The sequence below is a fragment of the Halovivax sp. genome (genome assembly GCA_007119345.1).
Lineage (GTDB): Archaea > Halobacteriota > Halobacteria > Halobacteriales > Natrialbaceae > Halovivax.
Map to the genome: position 1 here is coordinate 1 of SKPV01000203.1, position 24392 is coordinate 24392.

Sequence of the window (24392 nt, forward strand, 5' to 3'; positions counted from 1 at the left end):
CGAGTCGACGGGTGGCCGCGCCACCTCCGAAAGGCGAGCGCAGAGCGCAAGAGAGGACGGAGGCGGCTCCGGCGCTTCGGAGGAACGAGCGAGCGCTCGCGATCAGCAACCGAGCTCGACCGAGGCGGTCGTCTATCCGGATACGTACACGAACTACGTGGCTCCGGAACGCGGGATGGCGACCGTCCGGACGCTCGAAGCGCTCGGTGTCGCGGTCAGAGTTCCGAGGATCGGCGAGAGCGGTCGGGCCCCGCTCTCACAGGGGATGATCGCGAGCGCAAGCGCGTGCGCGAATCGGGTTCACGAGGGTCTCGCCGAACACGTCGAGGCGGGGCGATCGATCGTCGTGATCGAACCGTCCGATCTGGCGGTTTTCGAGCGCGAGTACGATCGCTTGCTCCCCGGATCCGCCGCGAGGCGGTTGGGTCGGGCGACCGCGAGTCCGTTCGATCTCATCGCCGATCGGATCCGATCCGACGGGATTCCGGACGCCCTCACCCGAGGCGACGGTCGACGGGTCGCCTACCACCCCCACTGCCAGGGACGAACCGTCGGCGTCGACGGCCCGACGATCGAGGTGCTCGATCGGCTCGGATACGACGTGCGACCGACGACCGTCGAGTGCTGCGGGATGGCGGGAAGTTTCGGGTACAAACGCGCGTATTACGAATTGAGCGTATCCGTCGGGCGGTCGTTCCGGGACGACGTCGAGGAAACCGATGCCGACGTCGTCGCGGCCGGTGGCGTCTCGTGTCGGGACCAACTCGAACACGTCGCGAGCGTCGACGTTCGCCATCCGGTGGAACTCGTCGCGCCGTCGGGATCCGACGGAGATGCCGCTACCAACCGACCGGTTCGGCCCTGAACGGCCTCGCTCCGCACCAATGGCCACAACCACAAGCTATATGATTGTCAACCGAGACGGATCACTTCACGGTGTTCGTTCGTCGTCCGAACGCGCACCGAGTTCGACATGGATTCCAGGGAGATTCCGGTACTCGTGGTCTGTGAGTCGGATCGGTTCGACAGCGTTCGGGCTCGACTCCAATCCCGGTACGACGCGGCGGCCGTCGACGAGCGCGAACGATTGGAGGAGGCGCTGGCGGATTCGACGGTCGTGTGCTGGTCGCAATCGGTTACGCGGTTCGACTCGGCAGCCCCCTCCAGCGAGTGCGACGGTAGCGAACCCGAGGGGCTACTGGTGGCGGTTTCCGAAGTCGAATCGGATGGGTCCGTGATCAGATCCGTTCGAACCGAACGGGTACGCGAACTCTCGGATCTGGACGCGCTCGGTGATCGAATCGAACGGCTTCGACTCCGGGCCGCCTACGACGAACTTCTCGCGGAATACGCCGCGATGATAACGGGGGCCGGATCGAAATCCGTCGTCGATCGCCCGCCGACCGCCGTCGAAAAATCGTCGGACGCCGCGCCCGGGGCTCGAATCGAGACGATCCGTTCGGAGCTCGACGCCGTCGTCGAACGGTTGGAACCGAGGGATTACGAGGCGGCGTTCGGCTCTCCGGATTTTGCGGGTCGATCGCGAATCCAGGAAGTCACCGTCCCGCCCGAGGCGGGCGTCGTCGCGTCCGGACGAGACCGCCGCCAGTCCGGAGGCGGCGATCCGTGAAACGCCGACGTTTTACGTGCGTGGTCGCTATCGATGACGATGAGCGATCACTCGGAGTACAGCCGGGGAGACCTGCGAAACACCGGCTTGCGTCTCAAGCACGACCGGGAGTGGGACTACGAACTCGATCGCATCGCGGAGGCGATCGACGAGCGGGACGCAGACACCGTCGGACTCCAGTTTCCGGAAGGATTGAAGCGGCGCGCCCCGAGCGTCGCCGACGACATCCGCGAACTGGTCGACGACGTGACCGTGCTGATCTCGGGACAGCCGTGTTACGGTGCGTGCGACCTCGATACGTACCTGATGAAGCGGACCGACGTCTTCGTCCACTTCGGTCACTCGCCGATGAAGGAGTCGGAAAAGATCATCTACGTCCCTCTCTTCTCGAACGTCGAGGTAACCCCCATCATGGCGGAGGCTCTGGACACCCTCGACGATCCCGGCGTCGCGCCCGAAATCGGCCTGGTGACCACGGCCCAACACATGAATCGTTTCGACGAGATGCGCGAGTTCCTCGAGGATCGGGGTTACACGGTACGTACTCGACGCGGTGACGACCGATTGACCCACGAAGGACAGGTTCTCGGGTGCAATTACGCGAGCGCGGACGTGAACGCCGATCAGGTGCTGTACGTCGGGGGCGGGAAGTTTCATCCGCTCGGTCTCGCCATGGAGCACCCCGAGAAGCGCGTCGTGATCGCCGATCCCGTCAACAACGTCGTCACCGTCGCCGACACCGAGCAGTTTATGAAACAACGCTTCGGCGCTGTCCATCGTGCGATGGACGCCGAGTCCTGGGGCGTCATCTTTTGTACGAAAATCGGCCAGGGCCGTTGGGAGGAGGCACAGCGTATCCTCGACGACAACGACGACGCGTATCTGCTCACGATGGACGAGGTCACGCCGGACCGACTCAGGAACTTCGACGTGGATGCGTTCGTGAACACCGGTTGTCCCCGGATCACGACGGACGACGGACCGCGATTCCACAAACCGATGTTGACACCAGGAGAGTACGACGCTGCGGTCGGTAACAAGCCGCTCTCGGAGATCGGCTTCGACACGTTCCACGGAACGTGGTGACGCCGACCCGTCCCAACGAGATTCGCATACACCGACCGGTTCCGATCGCTGACGCGGTAATACTCAGTTTAGGTTTGATGGCTCTTCCGCCATTTACTGCTACAATCATTCATTGTATAGAGAAAATTCGAATGGATATTCAGACATTACCGAATATTCTCCAAAATCCTTTGGGGAAGTTCTTTACCGGAAACGGTGCGGACGGGATGGTGATGACACGCTACCAGCCCGGACGGGGATCGGGTTCACACCGTAACGACGTCTTACGCACGATGGCGGACGAACGGATCCGGGTCGTCCTCTCGCGATTGCTCCGTGAAGCAGATAGGTCGGCACCGGTATCCTCGCTCGAGTCTACCCTCTCCGAATCGATGGATTCGTCGGGATCCGATCGAGCTGCGATCGCGTTGCACCACGACGTCCTGCCGAGGCTCGAGGACGCCGGGCTGATCGTTCCGGAGGACGACTCCGTCGCCTTGACCGGTCTCTCGGCGCTCGAGGATCCGGTCGTCCGTGATCTACTGGCCGATGACGGCGCGAGGGCGGAGCGACTGGCTGCACAGATCGGGGCGCTTGCCGAACCGCGGCGCCGCCGGATCTGCCTGGTGCTCGCCGAACGCGGGGCACCAGTATCCGCGTCGAACGTCGCCAGGGCGGTGGCCGCCACCGAAGTGATCGACGATCCGGCTACCAGTTACGCGGATCTCGTCGACCGCATCCACGTTTCCCTCGTTCACGAGCACCTACCGGCCCTCGAATCCGTCGGGTTGATCGATCGGCGACCGGACGACCGCATCGAGTACGTCGGTCCCGTCGACGTCACCCGCCGATCGGGCGGGGCTGCAGGACCGCGAGCCGTCTCGGTGATCGGCTGATCGCTCGCCGCACGATCCGGCGATCCCCTTCGATCCCGTCGACGCCACGCCAATTCGTGGTACCTCGATGTTGCTATTTTCTCGTCGGCTACCGGTCTTCGACCACTATCTCCCCTATCGGAACTCCGCCGCCAGCTCTCTCGGGATCCCATCGTGAGACGCAATCTCGGGAACCCATCGTGAGACGCAATCTCGGGAACCCATCGTGAGACGCAACACTTACCCACGCGATCCGCGCAGTTCCCCCCATGACGACGAGCGACTGGGGAGACTGGCTCGTGCGCGCGATCGAGGACGCCGACCCGGAGGGGGTCGCCGTCTGGTACCTCGGCTGCAACGGGTTCGTGCTCAAGGGCGCTTCCGGGACGACGATCTGTATCGACCCGTACGTCGGAATCGGTGATCCGCCGCGGACGGTGCGAATGATTCCGGTACCGTTCGACCCCGAGGATTTCGGAGAAGTCGACGCCGTACTCGCGACCCACGAACACACCGACCACGTCCACGGGCCGAGCCAGGCCCCCATCCTGGCGGAGACCGGTGCGGACTTTTACGCCCCCGACGATAGCCTGGCCGTGGCACTCGACGAGGAATCCTGGACCGACCGCTGGGACATCGACCGATCTCGGTTTCACGAGGTCGCCGAGGGAGATCGGTTCGAAGTCGGCGAGTTCTCCGTCGCCGTCGAGCCCGCTCACGACCCCGACGCTACCCATCCCGTCAGTTTCGTCATCGAACACTCCGCGGGCACCTTCTTTCACGGCGGCGACACGAAACCGTCGGACGAGTTCGAACGCGTAGGTCGGACGTACGACATCGACCTGGGGGTTCTGGCTTTCGGTTCCGAGGGCCGGATTCCGGACAAAGAATCCGGTGAACCGTCACGGACGCGGTGGTACAATAACGAGAACCAACTCGTCGAGGCGGCGAGCGACCTCCGGATCGACCGGTTGCTCCCGAGTCACTGGGATATGTGGCGGGGACTGACGGCCGATCCGACCGCGCTATACCATCACGCGCGTAGTTTCGAGTACCCCCAGCGCCTCGATATCGTCGAAATCGGCGACCGCGTCGAGCTGTGAGTCCGTCGGTCGGGATTCGCCCGTTTCCTTTATGGTAATGGTCAGATAACCGCACTCCAATGAGTTCTTCAGCGGAGACCGACGACGTCGTGACTGTCGATGACGAGGGTGTTTCGGTAACGAAACGGTTCAGTCCTGACGAGTTTCCCGTTCCGGCGATTCGGTTCGAAATCGAATCGACGCACGACGAACCGGTGACCGTCCGGCTCTCTGAGGACATCCCCGAGTCGTTTCCTATGGACGGTGTCGGGTTCCATCCCGAGTACCACAGCGATCAGTGGACGGCCTACCAGGACCACCGCGTCGAATTTACGGGTACCGTCGAGCCCGACGAGTCGTTGATCACCGTCTACGGCGTTCGTCTCGACGACGAGTCCGAAGGTGAACAATTCCTGACCGAACCGACCATCGTCGACGTCCGTTCTGGGAACGCGGCGTCTGCCTCGCCGTCCAGCGAAGACGGGGACGGCGAGGGACGGCTCGACGAAATCGTTTCGGGGGACCGAAACCAGATCGTAAAGGACATGCTTTCGGGTAGTTCCGAGGGGATCCCTGGCCTCAATTCGGATGACACCGACGGCGACGACTCGCCGGTCGACGGTACAGACGAGGCTGCCGATTCTGATACGGTCGACGAAGCGGATACCGGCGGCGATTCGGAATCGGACGAGGCGCCTCCGACGCTCGATCTGGAATTCGATGACGACGTCGAGGACGGGACCGAACGGACCGACACCGATTCGGACGACGACGGTCCGACCATAGAACTCGACATCGACTCCGCGGCCGAGCGCGTCTCGGAAATCGACGACTCGACTGCGTCGGATGGTCTCGATGAATCCCGTTCGACGAATTCCGTCGCGGACGAATCGTCGACCGCATCGCCGACCGCCGGTCGCGACGGACCATCGAGCGCCCCGGACCGGACGTCACCGTCCACGGTGAGGGACGAAGCATCGTCCGATTCGATCGCAACGACTCTCGCGTCAGAGATCCGCGGCGGGACGGTCGACGAATCCGACCTCGACGTCCTGCGGTCCGAATTAGGCGCAGAACCGTCCGGCATGAAACAGGCTCGTCTCGATCACCTCCAGTCGCGGGTCGAAGAGGTCGCCGCCTATTCCGGTGCGCTCGAGGAATTCCTCGACGAACACGGAACTGGGGCCCAGCTGATCGAGGAGTTCACGGTGGACGTTCGCTCGATGCGGGCGGAACTCTCCGAGCTCTCCGATCGTCTCGAAACTACCGAGGAGACCGCAACCGGGGTCGACGATCGGATGGAAGCTGTGAACGATCGGATGGACGACCTCGACGATCATCTGGTCGATGTCGACCACAGGGTGGAGGATGTCGACGTCCGAGTAACCGATCTCGACGAACAGATGGAGAGGGTCGATAACCGAGTGTACGAGGTCGGTTCCGACGTCGACGGGCTGGCAGAATCCGTGGACGATGTCGCCGACGACGTGGCCGAGTTCGACGAGGATCTCGAGTCGATCGCGAGCGAGGTGGCCGGGTTCGACGACGATCTCGAATCGATCGCGGATGATGTGGCCGAGTTCCACGAGGAGCTCGAATCGATCGCGGGCGATGTGGCCGAGTTCGACGATGTCGTCGGGGACGTCGATGATCGCGTCGACTCGGTCGACGAGGAACTCGACGAGTTGGGTTCGACGGTCGAATCGATGGAGGGTGACGTCGAATCCGTTAGTGCGAATGTCGAGATCGTGGCCTCGGACGTGGAGGCCGTCACGGACGACGTGGACGACCTTTCGTCCGAACTCGAGGAGGTGAGAGCGGACGTCACCGATCTCGTCGAGTGGCGCGCTCAGCTCGGGTCGATGTTCACGGACGACTGACCCGTCTATTTCGAATCACCGACTCTCCGGTCGGCTCTACCCTATTCCTCACCATCCCAAATTGCTGGGAATGGTGGGCGCTGTCGACGGATCACGTCCGTTGTGAGCTTCGACTGGAAGCCCCCGTCGTCTTCGGGAATCTGGAGAATCGGCGCTCTCCGTAACCGATATCGTACCTGGCAGCTCGCGTCGGAATTCTCGATTTCGGTACCGCCAGTCCCGGTTAGCTCCTGGGCGATCGAGTTCGGTACCGGGACGCGCGATCCGCCCCAGTGTCATCGAGTTCTGACCGTCTCAGGCGACGTCCGTTCGCGTAGCGGATGGTGAATAGTACGGCCGATGGGGGCGTATCGCCGAGTTTCGGTTCGCGGTTAGCTGTGCGGGCGTGGAGCCTACTCCGGGCCTCGTAGGGAAGGGGTCGCTCGCGTCACCACCAACGACTTGCCTGTCTACAGGCGATTTACCTAGGGGGTATTCCTTGCGGTCCACCCCACTCCGACCGTATCGATCCCCCGTCGAGCCTTTCGTGAACAATCATCTCTCACGTGAACAATCATCCTCCCTCCGGGCAAGCCAGATCCGTATCGGCACACCCAATTCCATCCCTCTGCCCCGACGAATCGGCGGGGAACGTACCGTTATCATTGCGGGTATCTGCAGGTCGCTCCGGTGGGAATCCGCGACCGACGTAGTGCGGAATTGTTCGTCTCCGGCTCGTGTTGCATTCGTTTGATGCTTGGATTTGGATCCTCGGTCCCTTCCGGTTCGCATCGAATCCGACCGGTCCGTTCCGAGTCCCCTTCTAAATATCAAACCACTGACGACGCGATTCGCCAGATCCTGCGCTCTATTGATATAGCACTATGGAGTTTAAACGTCTCAGTCGATACCGCTCGGATATGTGATAATATATGGTTGCCGAGCAGTATTTACATAGATTCGGCCCAGTATGGGCGTGTAGAGCCGTGCGTTCCGGACCGATCCGCCGGTCGGTCTGTCGTCGTCGGGACCCGAGAAGAGGTTTCGAGACCAGTACAATCGCTCGCTGCCGGTAGCCTCGGATGAATCTGGCCCTCGACGATTCGTGGGCTTGAAAATCGGTACGGTTTCCAAAATTTGGATCATCCGTCGGCTGTGCATGGCGATCCACCGATGCGCCATACCGGTCTGCTCCGGGGTAGCTCACGAGAGGAGGATCTGACTTCTCTCGATGATGCGTCGTCGAATCATTCCCGATCGGGAGACGTCGCCAATTCGTTATGGCCTAGTGATCGCTCGTCTATTGTGGGATAACCGGTTCGTCGTTGACCACAGTTAACGTAGATCGGATAGCACTGGTGGGGTCGCCGGCGTTCGAGTCCAACGATTCGGTCGAACGGTTCCTCGGCAGCCAATTATCGTACGATACCGGGCGATGGATCTCCGTTATCGGTTCGTTTGATGTCGTGATCGGATGAGTCTGCGTGAACCGTTTCCCCACATCGATCAACAGCAGCGAATCACGTGGTCTCCATCCGGTGAACTGTGGTATCTACATGGGTTCCATCGAGATAGCCGGTGACATCGCTCTGATCCACCTGCGTCAATCGATTCCGTTCAGGGATGGTATCCCTCGACTCGTTCGAAGATCGTCTGGCGATTACTGAATACCAATATCTCCCCGGTACAGTCTCGGTGGAGGTTCTCCGTCCTGCAATCGTCCACAGTTCGAAGTCGGGATCGATCTTCGGGCTTTGGCTACTCGAGTGTGCACGGAACGATTAGGTGCGGATCGGACTCTTTTCTCCGTCCGGCGGTGAAATTCACCGACCGACCAGGGTGTAGATGTTGTCGAGGTACGTTTCCCGGACCCGGTCACCCCACTCGTGGGTGTACGTGTCAATGATGTCGTCGGCGACGTCCCCACGGAGATACTTCACGATCCCTCTGTCACCCGTCCGATCTCGCAAGTGCGTCGTGAAGAAGTGTCTGAAGTAGTGTGGGGTGACGTTTTCGCTCGATCCGCCGCCCGTTCGATACCACCCGACGTCCCGGGCGTATCCTTCGACCACGTGGTGGACGATGTCGGGAGTGATACGTTCGCCCCATCGCTCGACGGTGCCGACGAACACGGGGTCGGCCGGCGACGTCGTATCCGGTCGGATGGCGAACCACCGTCGAAACTCGGCCTCGAGCTCCTCGTCGATCGGGATCACGGTGTCTCTCTTCCGCTTGTTCGAAGCCGTACGAAGCTCCCCGCCGCTTCGCTCCTCGTACGTGTGTTCGGCGGGGACGTACATCGCGTTCGGGCGCCCGGCGATCTGTGCGCGGGGTTTCCACCAGCGACCTTCACAGTCGATGTTGAGATCTCGGAGATCGAGGTTGCAGAGCTCTCCCGATCGAATACCGGTCTTCAATAGCGTGAGAACGATCGCTCGATGGAGTGGGTGATCGATTCGTTCGACGAACTCGCTCATTTCCGCGACCGAGACGTCTCGTCGTGACGGATTCGTCTCGATCGATTCGTCCATCTCTTCCAGGACGAGCGCCATCGGATTCTGGTCGTGACGGCCCACGCGTTCGAGGTACGAGTAAAATCGGTTGAGGTAGGATGCGTAGGTGGCGACCGTGCTCTCGGCGTGTCTATTGCGCAATTCGTGCGTCCAAGCCATGCAATCCCGGTAGGTCGCGTCGGTCGGCGTCTTCTCGAACCGATCGACGAGGAACGTCTCGTACGAGCGCAGCACGCGTCGGTACGCCTCGTGGGTTCTGACGTTTCTCCCGTGGTGGGTGACGTCTTCCAGAAAGTATCCGATCGGATCGTCCGTCGTCTTACTCATCGTTCGTGAGCACGTAGCCGCCGTTTCTCCCGCTGTACCTGATCTCGTTGTCCGCTTGGAGACGCTCGAGCGCTGCATCGAGTTCCGCTTCGACGTCGTCGACCAACGCGTCGACGAGCTGGTCCCAGTCCATCGCATCGGTGGACTCGAGTACGTCGCGAATCCGCGATTCGAAGTCGTTCGATCCTCTATCGGACGCCTCTCGGTCCGATCGATCTTCGAAACCGGGCCTCACTCCGGAGGAGCTGGGCGTCGACGAGTTTGTCGATACGGCGATTTTGGACCGTCCCGCCTGTACCATCGTCCGTACGAACTCGCTCTGGCTCATGTCGAGTTCGTCCGCGTGCGTTCGCCACCTCGCTTTCTGGTAGCGCGGTACGTACGTCTTCACGGCGACCCGATCTTCATCGCTCATGGACGGTCACTCACACTGATCCCTCATCAATCTTTCCCATTTACCCAAATAAGGGTATTTATTTGGAATTTTAGAACTGCTTTTTCGCCGATCTCATTAATATATTTGGAGTAATGGGCCCCGTTATGGGTCAATTCAACCCCACCAATACAAATAAAAATCCATTCCGCCTCGAGATTTCTCATCGAGTCATTATACGATGGATTAAATGGTGGTGGTTTTCGAGGCTCAACCCCTGGGGTCTGTGGTCCCAAACCGATCTCTCTCGATGAACGCGACGATGGAACCATACGTTTCGTTCGCGGGAGAGTACCATTCGACTCGGTACCGCTGACAACGGGTGGTTCGATCGATCGGCCGGAATCACGAGAAGTCGGCGCGGGTCGGTCGGATCCGGTTCGATCGAATTCGACACGTCGATCGATACACGTTGCACGAGTCGATCGACGTGTGCTATCGGACGAGCGTTCGTGTGATCGTTCGCTCTCTCGGTTCGTCGTTCGATAGCGCGGGCAGTTATCGAACGACTCCCCCGATTCGATCCGACGCTCGTCGTCGCATCGATCGATAGGTTTCGTCGGGTCCGTACCGGCGACGAAATACGATAGTCTGCCGTCGATGGCGATTGTGCGCAAGGTACGATATCACCGCCCGCAAGTGGAGGTGTGCCCTTCTGAATCTCGGCTGGCCGCGTGATCGATCGAAGATCTTCGTGCACGTTTTTATGGGCTACTCGGGATCGAGAGCGTGTCCTAGCGTCTCGTCATCAGAAGAATCGGTTCGAGCGCGAGTCGGAGTCGGCCGGCCCTCTGTTCGGGACTAGCGTTGCTAATGGCTTCACCGGCAAATCGTCGTTTGTGACGCACCGTCTGGCGTTTCCGACGTATCGTCCTCTCGGCCTCTCGTGGCGATTCGGCAAACCGGGGAGTCGTCGATACCGTCTCCGCGGTGAGTTCGTGGAGAGCTCCTCGCTGGTTAGGGGCGTTAGTGGCGGTGTATTCCCTGGTGCGGGCGCTCGTGAAGATCGCTTTGGGTACGGTATTATCGAGGTGGTTGTGTGCCAACCGAGGTGATCACTGCGCAGAATCTTGTTCTCGCCCTCTCTCGCCGACTCGTTCGTCTCTTCGTGTGATTCGTTGAACGCTCGGTTGGCGGCCCTGAGGGGGTTTACTCTACACCACCGTCCGATTCTGACCGGTGCGTGTACGTGGCCAAGCGGCCGAACTGTTCGATGTAGTTATCGACGCGTGGTTCGCCAATCGTACTCGATTCGCTGCAGGCGTCACCGACGGGACGAACGTCACGCCGGACCCCCGATTATCTCATTTCTGGGCAAATTTGCGTGTGCGCGCTCGTAGTATTGGACAGTAGACAATATTTCGCTGTTGGATGCTCATCTTATGAATCGTATGCTGCTATATTGATCGCCTCTCTCAAAAACTCACCTCCGTTGACACTATTGGGTCGGTTACATGTCGGCGTGACCGGGCAGTTTCGCGTCGATCAAGGTTAATCGTCGGCCGGCCGGTCGACGTCCAGTCGGTCGGTTTCCGACGCGAACGCGTTTTCAACGGCTCGCCGTACGGATTCTGGTTCCGCCACGACGGAACCTTCGCGGAGTCGTTCGAGCGCGGCACACGGCGGACGATCCGACGTCGTTCCATCGACGACGACGACCGCGGTCGATCCCTCGGCTATCGCGGTCCAGATCGGATCGAGCGCACCGCGACTCGATCCTTCGACGACAACCGTCACGGAAGCGCTTCGGAGTCGGTCCGCGAGCGCTGCACGGTGGCGAGTGGCGATCGACTGGAAGGGCTCGACGGTGATCGCGTCGACGTCGAGATGGGTCGCCGCGACAGCGGCCGCGTCGTCGACCGGGATCGGCCCGAGCGAGCACCTCGCCCCCGCGGCCGTCAGTCGGGCGAGCACGGATGCGGTCGGTACACCCGTACCCACGACGTGAACGCGTTTTGGAAACGGGTTCGTGGATTCGGTGGTCGGAATCGCGGTGACCCTCGGGGTTGCGGTGATCGGATCGGTCGATATCGCTGCTGTGGTGTCGAAGGCCGTCTCGATCGTCGACTCGTCGAGCACTCGCTCTGGCGGTCCGCGATCGACGACCGTCCCGCCGGCGAGCACCGCGAGTTCGTCACAAAAGCGCGCGGCAAGATCGAGGTCGTGGATCGCCGCCACCGCGGTCTTGTCGTCGGCGGTCAGCTCGGAGACGAGTCCGAGCATCTCCACCTGGTGGTTGACGTCCAGGCTGGCCGTCGGCTCGTCGAGCAGGATGACGGGGGTGTTCTGACAGACCGCTCGTGCGAGGATAACCCGTTGGCGTTCGCCTCCGCTGACCTCGTCGATCGACCGATCCGCCAGGTGGGCCGTCTCCGTACGTTCCAGCGCCTCGTCCGTCATCTCCCGATCCACCTCGTTCGGCGGGGAGAATCGCGATCGGTACGGCGTTCGTCCCATCTCGACGAGGTGGCGGACGTCGAAGGAGAAGGAGACGGTCGTGTCCTGGGGGACCACCGAGACGAGTCGACTGCTCTCTCGCGACCCGAGGTCGTGGACGTCGACGCCGTCGACGCGGACGCTCCCGCGATCGGGCGCGAGCGCCCCGCTGATCGCTCGCAGGAGCGTCGTCTTCCCCGCCCCGTTGGGGCCGACGAGTCCGACGAATCGTCCCTTCGGAATCGTCAACGAGACGTCAGCGAGGACCTCGCCGTCGCCGAACGAGATCGTGACGTCCTCGACGTCGATCATAGCGAGTGCACCTCCCGCTTCATCAGCAAGTAGAGGAAAAACGGCGCGCCGATCGCGGCGGTGACGATGCCGACCGGTACGTCCGTCGGTCCGCCCGAACGCGCGATCGTGTCGGTGATGACGAGGAACGAGGCGCCGGCGAGCGCGCTCGTCGGGAGGAGGATCCGGTGATCCGGGCCGACGATCAACCGCATCATGTGCGGGACTACCAGTCCGACGAAGCCGATCACGCCGGCGACGGCGACGCCGGCCGCGGTCACGACGCTGGCGACCGCCAGCAGGAGGAACTTCGTCCGTTCGACCTCGACCCCCAGGTGGTGGGCGTCCTCCTCGCCGAGGAGGAGCACGTTCAGTTCTCGCGTGTACGCGCCGAGAACGAGCGTTCCCAGGATCACGACCGGGAGCGCGAACTGGACGTCGCCCCAGGCGGATCGCCCGAGGTGGCCCATCATCCACAGGACGGCCTCGCGGAGGCTCTCACCGCTGTGGACGAGCATGTAGGAGATCATCGCCCCCAGAAACGCCTGGACCGCGATGCCCGCGAGTAAGAGGGTCGCGACCGGTGTGCGTCCGCCCTCCGTTGCGATCGCGTAGACGAGAAACGCCGTGGCCAACGCGCCGACGAACGCGGAGAGGTGGAGGCTCCCGAACGGGACCACCATCGGGAACGCGATCGCGAGCACCGCGCCGGCCGCGGCGCCGGTCGAGACGCCGATGATCGACGGGTCGGCGAGCGGATTCCTGAAGAATCCCTGCATGACCGTCCCCGCGGCGGCGAGCGCGAAACCGACGGTCGCCGCGAGGGCGATTCGCGGGAGTCGAATGTCCGCGACGATCTGCTGGTGTCCCGCCGGAACGTCGTAGGCGAACACCGTCGAAAAGTGAAGCGTCGGTACGGGAACCGTCCAGCCGAGCAGCGGCAGTCCCGCCGAGCCGACGCCGACCGACGTCGGAAGCGACGTCGCGTTCAAGACCGCCATCACGACGGTTCGGGGACCGATACGCACCGAGCCGATCATCGCGCTCGCGACGATCGCCCCCGCGAGAACGACGACGAGTCCGGCCGACCACGTCACGACACGGGCCCGTCTCACCATTGTCGACAACCTCGCTTGGGTTAGTCAAATATTTGTTGGAGTGGGGCCCAGACCTACTCGATGATTCGAACAATAGCGTGTCTCGTCGCCGTATCACTCGTCGTCGTACTGCTGGCGCCGGCTGGAGCGGCCGCCGCCGACGCAAGCGTGCAGGACGAATGCGAGTATCCGCTCGAGCTGACCGACGGAACGGGTGAGACCGTCACCATCGAGGAGTCCCCGGAACGGGTGGTCACGGTGATGCCGAGCGACGCCCAGAAGGCGTTCGAGATCGGTGCTGACGACCGCGTCGTCGGCGCGCCGGACGGTCCGGCTACCCAGTACCTCGACCTCGACGACCAGGAGGACGTCACGGAGGCCGACGGGTTCACCGTCGACGCCGAGACCGTCGTCGGTCTCGAACCCGACGTGGTCGTCGCGGCGAGCGCGGCCGATCCCGAACTGATCGACCAGCTGCGCGACCTCGACCTGACGGTCTATCAGTTCCCGCTCGAGGAGAGCGTCGACGACGTCGTCGAGAACCTCCACACGATGGGGCAACTCACGGACGAGTGCGACGGTGCAGCGACGACGGCCGACTGGATGGACGAACGATTGACGCTCCTCGAAGAAGCCGTCGCGGACGAGGAGCCGCCGTTGACCTACTACGAGATGGGTGACGGCTTCACCGCCGGCGAGGGAACGTTCCAGCACGAACTGCTGACGATCGCCGGCGTCGAGAACCTCGGCGCCGAGGCCGGCATCGAGGGTTGGGACATCGTCAGCGAGGAGACCGTCGTCGACATGGATCCCGAGTGGTTCCTCTACGGCGACGACTTCCCCGAGTCGCCGATCCCCGAGAGCCTCGAAGAGACGACGGCCGGTCAGGAAGGGAACGAGATCGTCGTGAACGCCAACTTCTTCAGCCAGCCCGGTCCGCTGGTGACCTACGCGATCGAGGAGATCGTGGAGGAGGTCCACCCCGAGGCGTACGACGGGGTCGCGGACGAGATCGAAGCGCTCGACGCGGAATACGAGGCCGCCGACGAGGACGATGCGGACGACGACGCGGACGCCGGCGAGACGGAGGAGACCGACGATGGCGAGGGTGACGACTCGCTGACCGGCTTCGGCGTTCCCGTCGCCGTCGGCGCACTGCTGGCGCTCGCCGGCTGGTTCGGACGCGATCGATAGATCGATCGACGGAATCGTCGGCCGCGCGATTCGGCGGATCGATACCGATCGACCGCCGGCGCGAGCGTGCACGCGATCCAGCCTCGCGAGGAATTTTGCAAAGGATTTACTCGACGGCGCCCCGACTCCGGGCATGGTCGAGAACGTTATCTGGCCCGCCTACCTCGACGCCGACCGTTCGAGGGGTGAGGGCCGGCGTGTCCCCGAGGATCTCGCAGTCGAGGAACCGACGGTCGAGGAGATCGCGAAGGCCGTCCAGCAGATCGGCTACGACGCGACCGTCGAGCGAGAGAAGGCGTACTCCCGGGAACCGTGGCAGCGACGCGGCCGGGTCGTCGTGCGCGGTGCGGAGGACTCGACGAAGAACGACCTCGTCCAGGCGGTCGCGGCGTACGTCGTCGCGATCCGGGAGTGATGCGCCGGGCCGGATCGGTCGTCGGGACCGCACAGGGACTGCTCGTCTGCCGGACCGACGGCGCCGACGTCGATATCGGCGCGATGGTCCTCGACGACTCGCTCGCGGAGGTCGGACGCGTCGTCGACGTCTTCGGACCCGTCGAGAACCCGTTCTTCGCGGTGTCGCCCGCGGAGGACGTCCACCCGCCGCGGCTGGTCGGCGAGCGACTGTACGAACGCTGATCGGACGGTTTGCTGCTGGAAGCGTCGGACGGCTTGCTGCTGGAGGCGAACTCGGTCGCGGCGGCCCGAGAGCACAACACAGATAGGAGCCGCGGTCAAACTCCGGCCAATGAGATACCGGTACGGGGTCCTGGCCGCGGCCGCCGGGGTGGTCGCGCTGTTTCTCGGCGTTCAGCTGGGTGCCCTCTTGCTCGTCGAACCGCTACAGGAATCTCGCGGACCCGCCGTCGAGGACCCGCAGGATCCGACGAACAGCGTCGTGTTCTTCGGGGTGATCGTGGTCGCGACGGCCGTGATGCTCGCGGCGTTCAAGTACGACGCCGACCGACTCATCAAGGGGCTCATCGTCGCGGTCAGCGTGATGCTCTCGTGGTTCGTCTTCGTCGAGCTCCTCCCGCCGGTCGTCACGGTCGAGGGGGTCGACGTGCTCGCACTGACGGCGGCGTTGCTGGTGGGTGCCGGCTTGCTGGCGTACCCGGAGTGGTACGTGATCGACGGCGCCGGCGTGCTCATGGGGGCGGGCGCCGCGGCGCTGTTCGGCATCAGCTTCGGCCTCCTCCCGGCGATCCTCTTCTTGCTCGTGCTGGCGGTCTACGACGCGATCAGCGTCTACAAGACCGAACACATGCTCTCGCTGGCCGACGGCGCCCTGGACCTGAAGATCCCCGTCGTCTTCGTCGTGCCGACCACCCTCTCGTACTCCTACCTCGAAACCGCGGATCCGTTCGAGGAGAGCCGCGGTGGCGGGACCGACGGAGGGGCCGCCGCCGGAACGGCGACCAGGAACGAGTCGGGACTCGCCGACGCACGGTCGAACGAGCCCGCGCCCAACGGCGGGCAGGCGTCGGTCGACGAGGGAGGACGGGATATGGACCAGCGCCCCACCGACGAGCGGACCGCTGACGAGCGGACCGTCGACGAGCGGACCGCTGACGAGCGGGGAGAGTACGAGGGTGACGACGACCGACCGCCGGTCGCGGCCGGACGCGACGCGCTGTTCGTCGGACTCGGCGACGCCGTGATCCCGACGATCCTGGTGGCCAGCGCGGTCACGTTCCTCGACGCGCCGCCGATCGAGGTCCCGTTGATCGCGCTCAACCTCCCCGCGCTCGGCGCCGTCGTCGGGACGACGACCGGGCTGGTCGTCCTGCTGTACATGGTGCTCCAGGGACGCCCGCACGCCGGATTGCCGTTGTTGAACGGGGGCGCTATCGGCGGCTATCTGGTCGGCGCCGTCGCGAGCGGCATCTCGGTGGCGACGGCGCTCGGGCTGTGACCTGACAGTTCGATGCGAGCGTCGGCGCCGAGGGGAGTGGAAACGCTCAGGGAAGTCGGTAGGTCGGACCGTCGTCGCTGTCCTGGACTTCGACGCCGAGGGCCTGTAATTCGTCGCGGAGCGCGTCGGCCCGGTCGTAGTTTCCCGCCTCGCGTTCGCGTTCGCGAACGTCGAGGACGAGCTCGACGACGTCGCCGGCGAGCTCGACGTTCCCCGTCGTCTCGTCGTCGAACGAGAGGCCGAGGATGGCGCCGTACTCCGCGAGGGCGTCCACCGCCCGCTTCAGTCCGCGGTAATCGAACTCCTCGCGGCCGTCGATGTGACGGTTGCACGCGCCGGCGATCTCCAGGAGCGCCGACTGCGCCTCGCGGGTGTTGAAGTCGTCGTTCATCGCATCGGCGAACCCGTCGACGGCCGAAGCCACCGTCTCCCGTAGGTCGTCGTCGACGACTTTCGTGGCCGCCTCGGGCGAGTCCAACGCGTCGACGGCCGCCTCGTGTGCGCGGGCGAGTCGGTCCCAGCGCTCTTCGGCCTCGCCGATGGTCTCGTCCGAGTAGACTTGCGCGCTGTTGTACGAGCCGGCGGTGAGGAAGGTCCGGACGACGTTCGATCCCCAGCGGTCGACGGCCTCCTCGACGGTGACGAAGTTACCCAGGCTGGAGGACATCTTCTCTTCGTCCATCTGGAAGAGCTCGCAGTGGAGCCAGTAACGGGCGAATTCGCCGCCCGTCGCGGCCTCCGACTGGGCAATCTCGTTCTCGTGGTGCGGGAAGACGAGGTCCCGGCCGCCGACGTGCAGGTCGATGGTCTCGCCGAGGTGCGTCTGGCTCATCGCCGAGCACTCGATGTGCCAACCCGGGCGCCCCTCCCCCCACGGCGAGTCCCAGGTCAGTGCGGTTTCGCAGGCGTCTTCCGGCGGCGCCGCGTCCTCGTGACGGTGTTCCTCGATGTCCGACGGGGTCACGCCGCCGGCCTTCCAGAGGGCGAAGTCGGCGGGATGGCGCTTCTCCGATCGCTCGTCCGGATCGCCCTGGGACTCGATCTCCTCGATCGACTGGTTCGACAGCTTGCCGTAGTCGTCGAACGTCGTCACGTCGAAGTAGACGGATCCATCGGATTCGTAGGCGTATCCCTCCTCGATCAGCGTCTCGATGAGGGAGACGATCTCGGGGACGTGCTCGGAGACGCGGGGGTAGACTTCGGCCCGGAGGAGGTTGAGCGCGCGCATGTCGGCGATCGTTTGGCGGACGTAGCTGCGAGCGACCTCGGTCTCGCTCTCCCCGAGGTCGTCCTCGCCCACGCGCGCGACGATCTTCTCGTTGACGTCGGTGAAGTTCTCGACGTGTCGGACGTCGTAGCCCAGGTGCTCGAGCCACCGGTGCATGACGTCGACGTGGACCCACGACCGGGCGTGCCCGAGGTGAGGCGGATCGGAGACCGTCAGGCCGCAGTAGTACAGAGACACGCGGTCGGGCTCTCCCGACTCGAACGGCTCCTTCTCGCCCGTCAACGTGTTCGTCACGTGCAGGGTCATCGCGTGCACGTATCCGCGGACGACAAATAAAGCGTTGGATGGGACGATTCGGCGACGGCGTGGGCGACCGAGGACGATCGACGGGGCCGAGGAACACCCGAGGAGTCCATCCCCGGCGGTCACTCGGGAACGGCGTCGAAAGACCGTTCGACGACGCGGAGCGCGTTCGCGCCGTCCCGCCGGCCCACGACGAACGCCGCAGTGGCGTCGCCGAATCCGCCCGCCTCCACGTCCACGTCCGCGATCTCGAGTCGCTCGAGCGTCGCGGCGAATCCGTCGGCGTCGATCGCGCCGTCGACCAGGATCGCGGTTCGGTCGCCACCGTCGGGTCCGAGCCCGACGTCCCCGACGAGGACGACGGCATCCTTCGGATCGGACACCTCGGTCATTCCGCTTCGCATCGTCACGCGCACGTCGCGCTCGGCCGTCTCGAACCTGGGCAGGTCCTCGCCGTACCGGCGGAGCGCGGTCGCGACGGCGTCGATCTCGTGGCTCACGTCGAGAAATCGCGCCGCGGCCGTGTAGTTACAGACGCCCGCGCGTATCGCGTCGACGAGAAACGGATACTCGTCGACCGCCTCCCGGGTCTGGGCTGCGAGGGACATGTGCGCGAGGGAGCGTCGAATCCGCTTAAGTGCGCTGGTCTCTCGGCCGCCGGGGGCTTCACCGTGACGGATGCCGCCAGCAGGGTTGCCGCGAAACTCCGAGGAACCATCGTCGACGCCGCGCGGTCCGGCGCCGGTCCGTACCGCGGCGTTTTTGGCCCGACCCGCCGACCGTACGCGCATGGAACCCGCGGAAGTCGAGCGACTCATCGAGAACGGGATCGAGGATGCGGACGCGACCGTGAGACGGGCCCGCGACGAACACGACGACGATCACCTCGCGGCCACCGTCGTGTCGCCGGCGTTCGAGGACCTGCCGCTGGTCCAGCAACACCAGCTCGTCTACGACGCCCTCGGCGATCACATGACGACGGACATCCACGCCCTGGAGCTATCGACCTACGCGCCCGACGAGTACGAGGAGTGAGACCGTCGACGACTGTCGGGGGACTCGGGCGAATGGCCCCGGACACGGGTGGTTGGGGCCGGTGGACCGGAGATCCGATCGACGCTACCCGGCGGGCCGCGTCGCCGCGTCGTCGACCGTCTCGAGAGCCCGGTTGTGGACGGCTACGCCGGTATCCGCGTCGAAGAGGTGGATGGCAGGCTCGGGGAACCGGGCGCGGACGGGTTCGCCCTCTTCGACCGCTTGGAGCCCCGGAACCGTCGCGACGGCGGTTCGGTCGCCGAGCGAGAAATAGACGACGTTCTGGTCGCCCGTGGGCTCGACCACGTCGACCGTCGCGTGGAACTCGTGGTCGCCTGGGTCCTGGCCGGTCGGGTCGAACTCGTGGTCGCCGGAGTCATCCCTGGTTGCGTCGCGGGTCACCAGCACGTCCTCGGGCCTGATCCCGAGGACGAGGTCGGTTCGGTCGCCGATTTCGTCCCCGATCGCGGCCGAGAGCGGATACGCCAGGTCGCCGACGCGAAGGCGATCTCCGTCCCACGTCGCGTCGAAGAAGTTCATCGAGGGCTCGCCGATGAAGCCGGCGACGAACAGGTTGGCCGGCTGATGGTAGCACTCCAGCGGACGGGCGACCTGCTGGAGTCGGCCGTCGTTCAGGATCGCGATCCGGTCGCCCATCGTCATCGCCTCCGTCTGGTCGTGGGTGACGTAGACGGTCGTCACGTCGAGTTCGTCCTGGAGTCGTTGCAGTTCGGTCCGCATCTCGGCGCGCAGCTTCGCGTCGAGATTCGAGAGCGGTTCGTCCATCAGGAACGCCGCCGGGTCGCGGACGATCGCGCGGCCCAGCGCGACGCGCTGTTGTTGGCCGCCAGAAAGGTCCCGCGGATGGCGATCGAGGAGCTCGTCGATCTCGAGCATGCGGGCCGTCTCCTCGACCGTGCGCTCGATCTCGTCGTCGCCGAGGTCCGTCGATTCCTCGAGCCCGAAGCGCATGTTCCCGCGAACGGTCATGTGTGGGTACAGGGCGTAGTTCTGGAACACCATGGCGAGGTTTCGGCGCTGGGGCGGCCGCTGGTCGATCTGTTCTCCGCCGAGCGAGATCGTCCCCTCCGTCGTCGATTCGAGGCCGGCGATCATCCGGAGGGTGGTCGACTTCCCGCAGCCGGACGGGCCGACCAGCACGAGGAACTCGCCGTCGGCGACCCGCAGCGAAACGTCGTCCACCGCGACGATCTCGTCGTTCCCGTCGGCGAACCGCTTCGAGACGTTCGAGAGTTTCAGCGAGGCCATCAGCGGTGCCACCTCCGGGCGCGGCGGCGGTCGTTCGTTCGCCCGACTGGCACCGCGGGGCACCGTTCGATTCCGTTCGACGAGGGTATGGTGAGCGTCGTGGTCATGTTCCCGATTCGCCCGCGAGTCCCCGGGCGAACTGGCGGCCGAAGACGACGTAGATGATGAGCGTCGGCATGGCGACGAGGAAGGCGCCGGCCATCTGCAGGTTGTACTGGCCGACCATGGCCCCCTGGAGCTCGTTCAACGACTGGGTGGCCACGAAGTTGCGGCTCGTCGTGACCAGGACGAGCGCGAACAGCAGGTCGTTCCAGATGTTCGTGAACTGGTAAATGAGCGTGACGGCGAACATCGGCTTCGAGAGCGGGAGGATGATGCGCCAGTAGACGCGGACCGCGCTCGCTCCGTCGAGCCTGGCCGCCTCGACGATCGAGTCGTCGATCGTCAGGTAGTAGCCCCGGAAGAGGATCGTACAGATCGGGATCCCGTAGGCGGTGTGAGTGACCGCGAGCTCGATGAGATCCGCTCGCGCCGCGAGCGTCGGCCAGAACGCGAGCAGGGAGGCGAGGTCGACCGCGGACCAGAACTGACGGAGCGGGACGAGCACCGACTGGTACGGGATGAACACGCCGGCCAGGAACAACAGCAAGATCGCGAGCTGGCCCCGCCAGTCGATCTTCGTCAGCCCGTACGCCGCGAGGCTCCCCAGGAACGCCGAGAGGATCGTGGCAGGGACGACGAACAAAACGCTGTTGATCATCGCGAATCGCAATCGACCCCAGGCCTCGAACCAGGGTTCGGCGGTGAACCCGGCCGGACCCGGCGGCGTGAGGGGCGTCGTCGTGGCGAACTCGGCCGCGGTCTTGAACGCCGTGGTGAGCCCGCTCCACAGCGGCGAGAGGTACAGCGCCAGCAGGACGATCAACAGGAGGTAGAGGGAGAGTCGCCGTCGATCCGCCGAGCCGATCCGGTCGACGAGACCGCGACCGACCGAATCGAGCACCTCCGGCGCGGCGAGCCGTCCGCCGAGTGACCGAACGTCGGCCGACCGGTCGTCGGCGCCACGCCGCGTGCGTGAATCGTGACTCCTCGACCGACCCCGACGATCGCCGCTCATCAGAGTTCACCTCGTCGGTACTGCATCCAGACGTACGGCGCGATGATGGCGAGCGCCATCACGAACAGCACCGTCGCGATCGCGGACCCGTAGGCCCAGTTAGTGCGGGAGAACGCTTCCCGGAACATCATCACCGCGAGGATGTCCGCCGACGGGCCGGGCGTGTCGCCGTACATGACGAAGATGAAGTCGAACGCCTTGAGCCCGAACACCATCAGGACGACCGCCGCGCTGGTCGTCGCCGCGCGAAGCTGCGGGACGATCACCCGCCAGTACATCCGTAGCGTGCTCGCCCCGTCGACCTTCGCCGCCTCGTAGTGTTCGTCGGGGATCGCCCGCAATCCGGCGAGGTAGACGATCATGCAGTATCCGCTGAACTGCCACGTGAGCGCCACGATGATCGTGGCCAGCTTCGTGCGGGGATCGCTCATCCAGTTCATCGCGAGCGCGTCCAGCCCCAGCGCCCCGAGCGTGACGTTGATCAACCCCGTCTCGGGATTGTACATCCAGGCCCAGAAGATGGCCGTCACGACGAACGAGAGACTCATCGGCAGCAGGTAGACGGTTCGGAACGTGTTCTCGAACCGGATATCCTGGTCGACCAGGATTGCCAGCCCGAGGCCGAGACCGAGCGCGCCCCCCGTGAAGACGATCAGCAGCGCCACGGTGTTGCGCGTCGCGGTCACGAACGAGCCGTCTTCGGGCATTTGGCGGTACATCTCCAGGGTCCACTCCCCGTACTCCGGTTGGCCCAGCCCGCTCCAGTCGGTCAGCGAGATGACGACGTTCCATCCGATCGCCCCGTAGACGAACCATCCCATCAGCAGCGCCGGCGGCAACCAGAACAGCGCCGCCTGGAGCGTCGTATCGTAGCGCAGCCGCTCGAGGCGTCGTTTCGTTCGGACGGACACGGTCGCCATCGCCGTCTCGCTCGACGCGGTCGCCTCTCCCCCGTCCGTAGCGACGCGAGCCCGTTCGTCCCCGTCCGTAGCGACGCGAGCCCGTTCGTCCCGCTCGACGAGGCCGCCGCTACCGCCACCCTCGCCAGGCCGGTCGTCGCTCCCGGCGCGGGTCGATCCCTCGGCGTCGCGACCACCGGATCGCCGCGAGTCGACGCGCTTCCGGAGCCGTTTCACTCCACGGCGGAGGCGCGGGACGGGTGAGGACATCGGGCGGCCTCAGTATCCGGCCGCCTCGTGTGCCTCGAGGAGGCGTTCGGTCGTCGCGTCCACGTCCCAGGTCTCGATGAACGCTGCGAACGCCTCGTCGATCTCGCTCGCGATCTCGGGGCGTACCGCGCTCCCGTGAGCGATCGTCGTCGGCTGCTGGTCCGACGCCTCGAAGTCGTCCATCTGATCCTGTAAGAACGGCGGGAACTCGTCCGTCGGCACGTCCGTTCTGGGCGGGATCGACCCTTTGATCGGATTGAACCGTTCCTGGGCGTCGACGGTTCCGCAGTACGCGAGGAACGACTCCGTGGCCTCCGGCGACGGATTCGGTTGCGGATACACGAACGAGTCCATCACCAGCGAGTAGATTCCCTCGGTACCCGGGTAGGCCACGTAGTCCCACTCGGTCTCGTACTCGAAGTCGGCTTCGCCGTACTGACCGGCCGCCCAGTCGCCCTGGTGAATAAACGCCGCCGCACCGTCGATCACCTGCGCGTTCCCCTCGTCCCAGGCGATCGCGCCGGCGTCCGGGCTGAAGTAGTCGCCGTAGTCGACCACCAGTTCGAGCGACTCGCGCACGGCCTCTTCCAGCCCCTCGGTTTCGCCCGCGATGTACCGCTCGAAGTCGTCGACGCCGTGCTGTGCGATCAATACGGTCTCCCAGAGTTGTACCGTCGACCACTCCGTGGTCGTCTGGTGGGCCATTCCCGTGAACCCCGCCCCGTCAGCCGTCTCTAGCGCGTCGAGCAGATCGACCGGATCGTCGATCTCGGCCGGTTCGATCCCCGCCTCCTCGACCACCTCGACGTTGTAGAAGAGGTTGTTGAGCCGGTGGATGTTGATCGGGACGGAAACGAGTTCGTCTTCGGGACTCGCCGCCTCCATCACGCTGTCGAGGTAGGCCTCGCGCATCTCGTCGTCCCAGAGATCCTCGACGCTCTCGAGGACGTCCGCGTCGGTGTACGGCCGTAGCGACTCGCCCGGCCAGATCTGGAACGTGCTCGGCGGCGTCTCGTCGACGATCCGCGAGCGGATCGCCGCGTCGAGCGCCGATCCGGCCCCGCCCGGCGCCGGATTGTTGTCGATCTCCACCTCGGGATTGTCCTCCTGGTAGCCCTCGAGAAGCGCGTCGAGCGCTTCCTCCTCGCCGCCGGCGGTCCACCAGTGGACGATCTCGAACTGTTCTTCCTGGCCGAGGCCGCTCGCGTCGAGCCACCCCGCCGTCGCCGCGGCGCCGGCCGCGCCCACCGCGCCGGCCCCGCGAAGGTATCGTCGTCGTGTCGTGTGCCGTTCGGTCATGTCGGAACCCCTGCCGACCGGAACGTCGTATGCTAACGAGACACATAATAATTATCCGTTCGGTGAGTGATTTTTCGGTGCGGAAGGAGCGACCGTTCGGTCCGGCGACCGGTAGTTTCGGGTTACCGATCCGTCGCTTTCCCGCGAACGGCGGCGCCGGAAGCGGGAACCAATCCGGACGGTCGCGACGGATAGTGTCGATCGATTCATCGGCGAAGCCGGACGGATCCGGGTCGGCGAACCGACCCAGGCCCG

21 protein-coding genes are annotated in these 24392 nt (G+C 64.4%); 11 read left to right on the forward strand and 10 right to left on the reverse strand.

Annotated elements, in window-relative coordinates; translation table 11 throughout:
* From QZT59_RS13775 to QZT59_RS13800, 6 genes are all read left to right on the forward strand, one after another.
* Window positions 1-865, forward strand: an 865-nt coding sequence (locus tag QZT59_RS13775; protein WP_290817519.1) for a heterodisulfide reductase-related iron-sulfur binding cluster, incomplete at its 5' end; no start/stop codon positions are given.
* A gap of 108 nt (window positions 866-973) precedes the next feature.
* The gene (locus tag QZT59_RS13780) at window positions 974-1630 is read left to right on the forward strand and encodes a hypothetical protein (RefSeq protein WP_290817522.1); all 657 of its coding nucleotides are present in this window, start codon (window positions 974-976) and stop codon (window positions 1628-1630) included.
* 39 nt (window positions 1631-1669) lie between these two features.
* Window positions 1670-2716, forward strand: coding sequence for a diphthamide biosynthesis enzyme Dph2 (dph2, locus tag QZT59_RS13785; protein WP_290817525.1), 1047 nt, complete (start codon window positions 1670-1672; stop codon window positions 2714-2716).
* A gap of 371 nt (window positions 2717-3087) precedes the next feature.
* A complete protein-coding gene (locus tag QZT59_RS13790; RefSeq protein ID WP_290817528.1) occupies window positions 3088-3591 on the forward strand; it encodes a helix-turn-helix domain-containing protein in 504 nt (167 codons plus the stop codon).
* Between the two features lie 248 nt (window positions 3592-3839).
* On the forward strand, window positions 3840-4673 hold the full coding sequence (locus QZT59_RS13795; protein ID WP_290817531.1) for an MBL fold metallo-hydrolase: 834 nt from the start codon (window positions 3840-3842) through the stop codon (window positions 4671-4673).
* A 59-nt stretch (window positions 4674-4732) separates the two neighbouring features.
* Entirely contained in the window at window positions 4733-6532 is a 1800-nt protein-coding gene (locus QZT59_RS13800; RefSeq protein WP_290817534.1) for a hypothetical protein, read from the forward strand.
* Between the two features lie 1802 nt (window positions 6533-8334).
* On the opposite strand, the gene QZT59_RS13805 is transcribed toward QZT59_RS13800, so the two are convergent.
* The 4 genes from QZT59_RS13805 to btuC all read right to left on the reverse strand — a co-directional run bounded on the left by QZT59_RS13805 (window position 8335) and on the right by btuC (window position 13629).
* Entirely contained in the window at window positions 8335-9351 is a 1017-nt protein-coding gene (locus QZT59_RS13805) for a tyrosine-type recombinase/integrase (RefSeq protein ID WP_290817537.1), read from the reverse strand.
* Window positions 9344-9766 carry a DUF5805 domain-containing protein gene (locus QZT59_RS13810; protein ID WP_290817540.1) on the reverse strand — a complete coding sequence of 141 codons (423 nt, stop codon included), beginning with the start codon at window positions 9764-9766 and terminating at the stop codon, window positions 9344-9346. The genes QZT59_RS13805 and QZT59_RS13810 overlap by 8 nt, the downstream gene beginning before the upstream one ends.
* Before the next feature lie 1509 nt (window positions 9767-11275).
* Entirely contained in the window at window positions 11276-12532 is a 1257-nt protein-coding gene (locus tag QZT59_RS13815) for an ATP-binding cassette domain-containing protein (protein ID WP_290817543.1), read from the reverse strand.
* A complete protein-coding gene (btuC, locus tag QZT59_RS13820) occupies window positions 12529-13629 on the reverse strand; it encodes a vitamin B12 ABC transporter permease BtuC (protein WP_290817546.1) in 1101 nt (366 codons plus the stop codon). Before btuC ends, QZT59_RS13815 begins: the two co-directional genes overlap by 4 nt.
* Before the next feature lie 60 nt (window positions 13630-13689).
* On the opposite strand from btuC, the gene QZT59_RS13825 reads away from it, so the two are divergent.
* The 4 genes from QZT59_RS13825 to QZT59_RS13840 all read left to right on the forward strand — a co-directional run bounded on the left by QZT59_RS13825 (window position 13690) and on the right by QZT59_RS13840 (window position 16717).
* Window positions 13690-14802, forward strand: a complete 1113-nt coding sequence (locus QZT59_RS13825) for a PGF-CTERM-anchored ABC transporter substrate-binding protein (protein WP_290817549.1) — start codon at window positions 13690-13692, stop codon at window positions 14800-14802.
* Window positions 14803-14935: 133 nt separating this feature from the next.
* Window positions 14936-15217 carry a signal recognition particle subunit SRP19 gene (gene srp19 / locus QZT59_RS13830; RefSeq protein WP_290817552.1) on the forward strand — a complete coding sequence of 94 codons (282 nt, stop codon included), beginning with the start codon at window positions 14936-14938 and terminating at the stop codon, window positions 15215-15217.
* Window positions 15217-15441: an H/ACA ribonucleoprotein complex subunit GAR1 gene (locus QZT59_RS13835; protein ID WP_290817555.1), complete on the forward strand. Its 225-nt coding sequence runs from the start codon at window positions 15217-15219 to the stop codon at window positions 15439-15441. The genes srp19 and QZT59_RS13835 overlap by 1 nt, the downstream gene beginning before the upstream one ends.
* Before the next feature lie 109 nt (window positions 15442-15550).
* Window positions 15551-16717 (forward strand): presenilin family intramembrane aspartyl protease PSH, encoded by a 1167-nt coding sequence (locus QZT59_RS13840; protein WP_290817557.1) that lies wholly within the window; start codon window positions 15551-15553, stop codon window positions 16715-16717.
* Window positions 16718-16763: 46 nt separating this feature from the next.
* Here the strand turns inward: QZT59_RS13840 and cysS are convergent, their stop codons facing one another.
* Together cysS and QZT59_RS13850 are read right to left on the reverse strand one after the other, a co-directional pair.
* Complete coding sequence (gene cysS / locus QZT59_RS13845) at window positions 16764-18251, reverse strand: cysteine--tRNA ligase (protein WP_290817562.1); 1488 nt, start codon at window positions 18249-18251, stop codon at window positions 16764-16766.
* Window positions 18252-18370: 119 nt separating this feature from the next.
* Window positions 18371-18856, reverse strand: coding sequence for a hypothetical protein (locus QZT59_RS13850; RefSeq protein WP_290817565.1), 486 nt, complete (start codon window positions 18854-18856; stop codon window positions 18371-18373).
* A gap of 181 nt (window positions 18857-19037) precedes the next feature.
* Between QZT59_RS13850 and QZT59_RS13855 the strand changes: the two genes are divergently transcribed.
* Entirely contained in the window at window positions 19038-19283 is a 246-nt protein-coding gene (locus tag QZT59_RS13855; RefSeq protein ID WP_290817568.1) for a BolA family protein, read from the forward strand.
* An 84-nt stretch (window positions 19284-19367) separates the two neighbouring features.
* Here QZT59_RS13855 and QZT59_RS13860 read toward each other — a convergent pair whose 3' ends face one another.
* The 4 genes from QZT59_RS13860 to QZT59_RS13875 form a co-directional block, all read right to left on the reverse strand.
* Window positions 19368-20552, reverse strand: a complete 1185-nt coding sequence (locus tag QZT59_RS13860; protein ID WP_290817571.1) for an ABC transporter ATP-binding protein — start codon at window positions 20550-20552, stop codon at window positions 19368-19370.
* Window positions 20553-20655: 103 nt separating this feature from the next.
* Entirely contained in the window at window positions 20656-21669 is a 1014-nt protein-coding gene (locus QZT59_RS13865; protein WP_290817574.1) for a carbohydrate ABC transporter permease, read from the reverse strand.
* The gene (locus QZT59_RS13870) at window positions 21669-22589 is read right to left on the reverse strand and encodes a carbohydrate ABC transporter permease (protein WP_290817577.1); all 921 of its coding nucleotides are present in this window, start codon (window positions 22587-22589) and stop codon (window positions 21669-21671) included. Before QZT59_RS13870 ends, QZT59_RS13865 begins: the two co-directional genes overlap by 1 nt.
* Window positions 22590-22847: 258 nt before the next feature.
* Complete coding sequence (locus tag QZT59_RS13875) at window positions 22848-24137, reverse strand: ABC transporter substrate-binding protein (RefSeq protein ID WP_290817580.1); 1290 nt, start codon at window positions 24135-24137, stop codon at window positions 22848-22850.
* Between the last annotated feature and the right edge of the window lie 255 nt (window positions 24138-24392).

Excerpts from the sequence above, each read along its gene's own strand:
- QZT59_RS13780 (WP_290817522.1), top strand. The coding sequence starts at position 974 with ATGGATTCCAGGGAGATTCCGGTACTCGTGGTCTGTGAGTCGGATCGG.
- dph2 (WP_290817525.1), top strand. The coding sequence starts at position 1,670 with ATGAGCGATCACTCGGAGTACAGCCGGGGAGACCTGCGAAACACCGGC.
- QZT59_RS13790 (WP_290817528.1), top strand. The coding sequence starts at position 3,088 with ATGGATTCGTCGGGATCCGATCGAGCTGCGATCGCGTTGCACCACGAC.
- QZT59_RS13795 (WP_290817531.1), top strand. The coding sequence starts at position 3,840 with ATGACGACGAGCGACTGGGGAGACTGGCTCGTGCGCGCGATCGAGGAC.
- QZT59_RS13800 (WP_290817534.1), top strand. The coding sequence starts at position 4,733 with ATGAGTTCTTCAGCGGAGACCGACGACGTCGTGACTGTCGATGACGAG.
- QZT59_RS13805 (WP_290817537.1), bottom strand. The coding sequence starts at position 9,351 with ATGAGTAAGACGACGGACGATCCGATCGGATACTTTCTGGAAGACGTC.
- QZT59_RS13810 (WP_290817540.1), bottom strand. The coding sequence starts at position 9,766 with ATGAGCGATGAAGATCGGGTCGCCGTGAAGACGTACGTACCGCGCTAC.
- QZT59_RS13815 (WP_290817543.1), bottom strand. The coding sequence starts at position 12,532 with ATGATCGACGTCGAGGACGTCACGATCTCGTTCGGCGACGGCGAGGTC.
- btuC (WP_290817546.1), bottom strand. The coding sequence starts at position 13,629 with ATGGTGAGACGGGCCCGTGTCGTGACGTGGTCGGCCGGACTCGTCGTC.
- QZT59_RS13825 (WP_290817549.1), top strand. The coding sequence starts at position 13,690 with ATGATTCGAACAATAGCGTGTCTCGTCGCCGTATCACTCGTCGTCGTA.
- srp19 (WP_290817552.1), top strand. The coding sequence starts at position 14,936 with ATGGTCGAGAACGTTATCTGGCCCGCCTACCTCGACGCCGACCGTTCG.
- QZT59_RS13835 (WP_290817555.1), top strand. The coding sequence starts at position 15,217 with ATGCGCCGGGCCGGATCGGTCGTCGGGACCGCACAGGGACTGCTCGTC.
- QZT59_RS13840 (WP_290817557.1), top strand. The coding sequence starts at position 15,551 with ATGAGATACCGGTACGGGGTCCTGGCCGCGGCCGCCGGGGTGGTCGCG.
- cysS (WP_290817562.1), bottom strand. The coding sequence starts at position 18,251 with ATGACCCTGCACGTGACGAACACGTTGACGGGCGAGAAGGAGCCGTTC.
- QZT59_RS13850 (WP_290817565.1), bottom strand. The coding sequence starts at position 18,856 with ATGTCCCTCGCAGCCCAGACCCGGGAGGCGGTCGACGAGTATCCGTTT.
- QZT59_RS13855 (WP_290817568.1), top strand. The coding sequence starts at position 19,038 with ATGGAACCCGCGGAAGTCGAGCGACTCATCGAGAACGGGATCGAGGAT.
- QZT59_RS13860 (WP_290817571.1), bottom strand. The coding sequence starts at position 20,552 with ATGGCCTCGCTGAAACTCTCGAACGTCTCGAAGCGGTTCGCCGACGGG.
- QZT59_RS13865 (WP_290817574.1), bottom strand. The coding sequence starts at position 21,669 with ATGAGCGGCGATCGTCGGGGTCGGTCGAGGAGTCACGATTCACGCACG.
- QZT59_RS13870 (WP_290817577.1), bottom strand. The coding sequence starts at position 22,589 with ATGGCGACCGTGTCCGTCCGAACGAAACGACGCCTCGAGCGGCTGCGC.
- QZT59_RS13875 (WP_290817580.1), bottom strand. The coding sequence starts at position 24,137 with ATGACCGAACGGCACACGACACGACGACGATACCTTCGCGGGGCCGGC.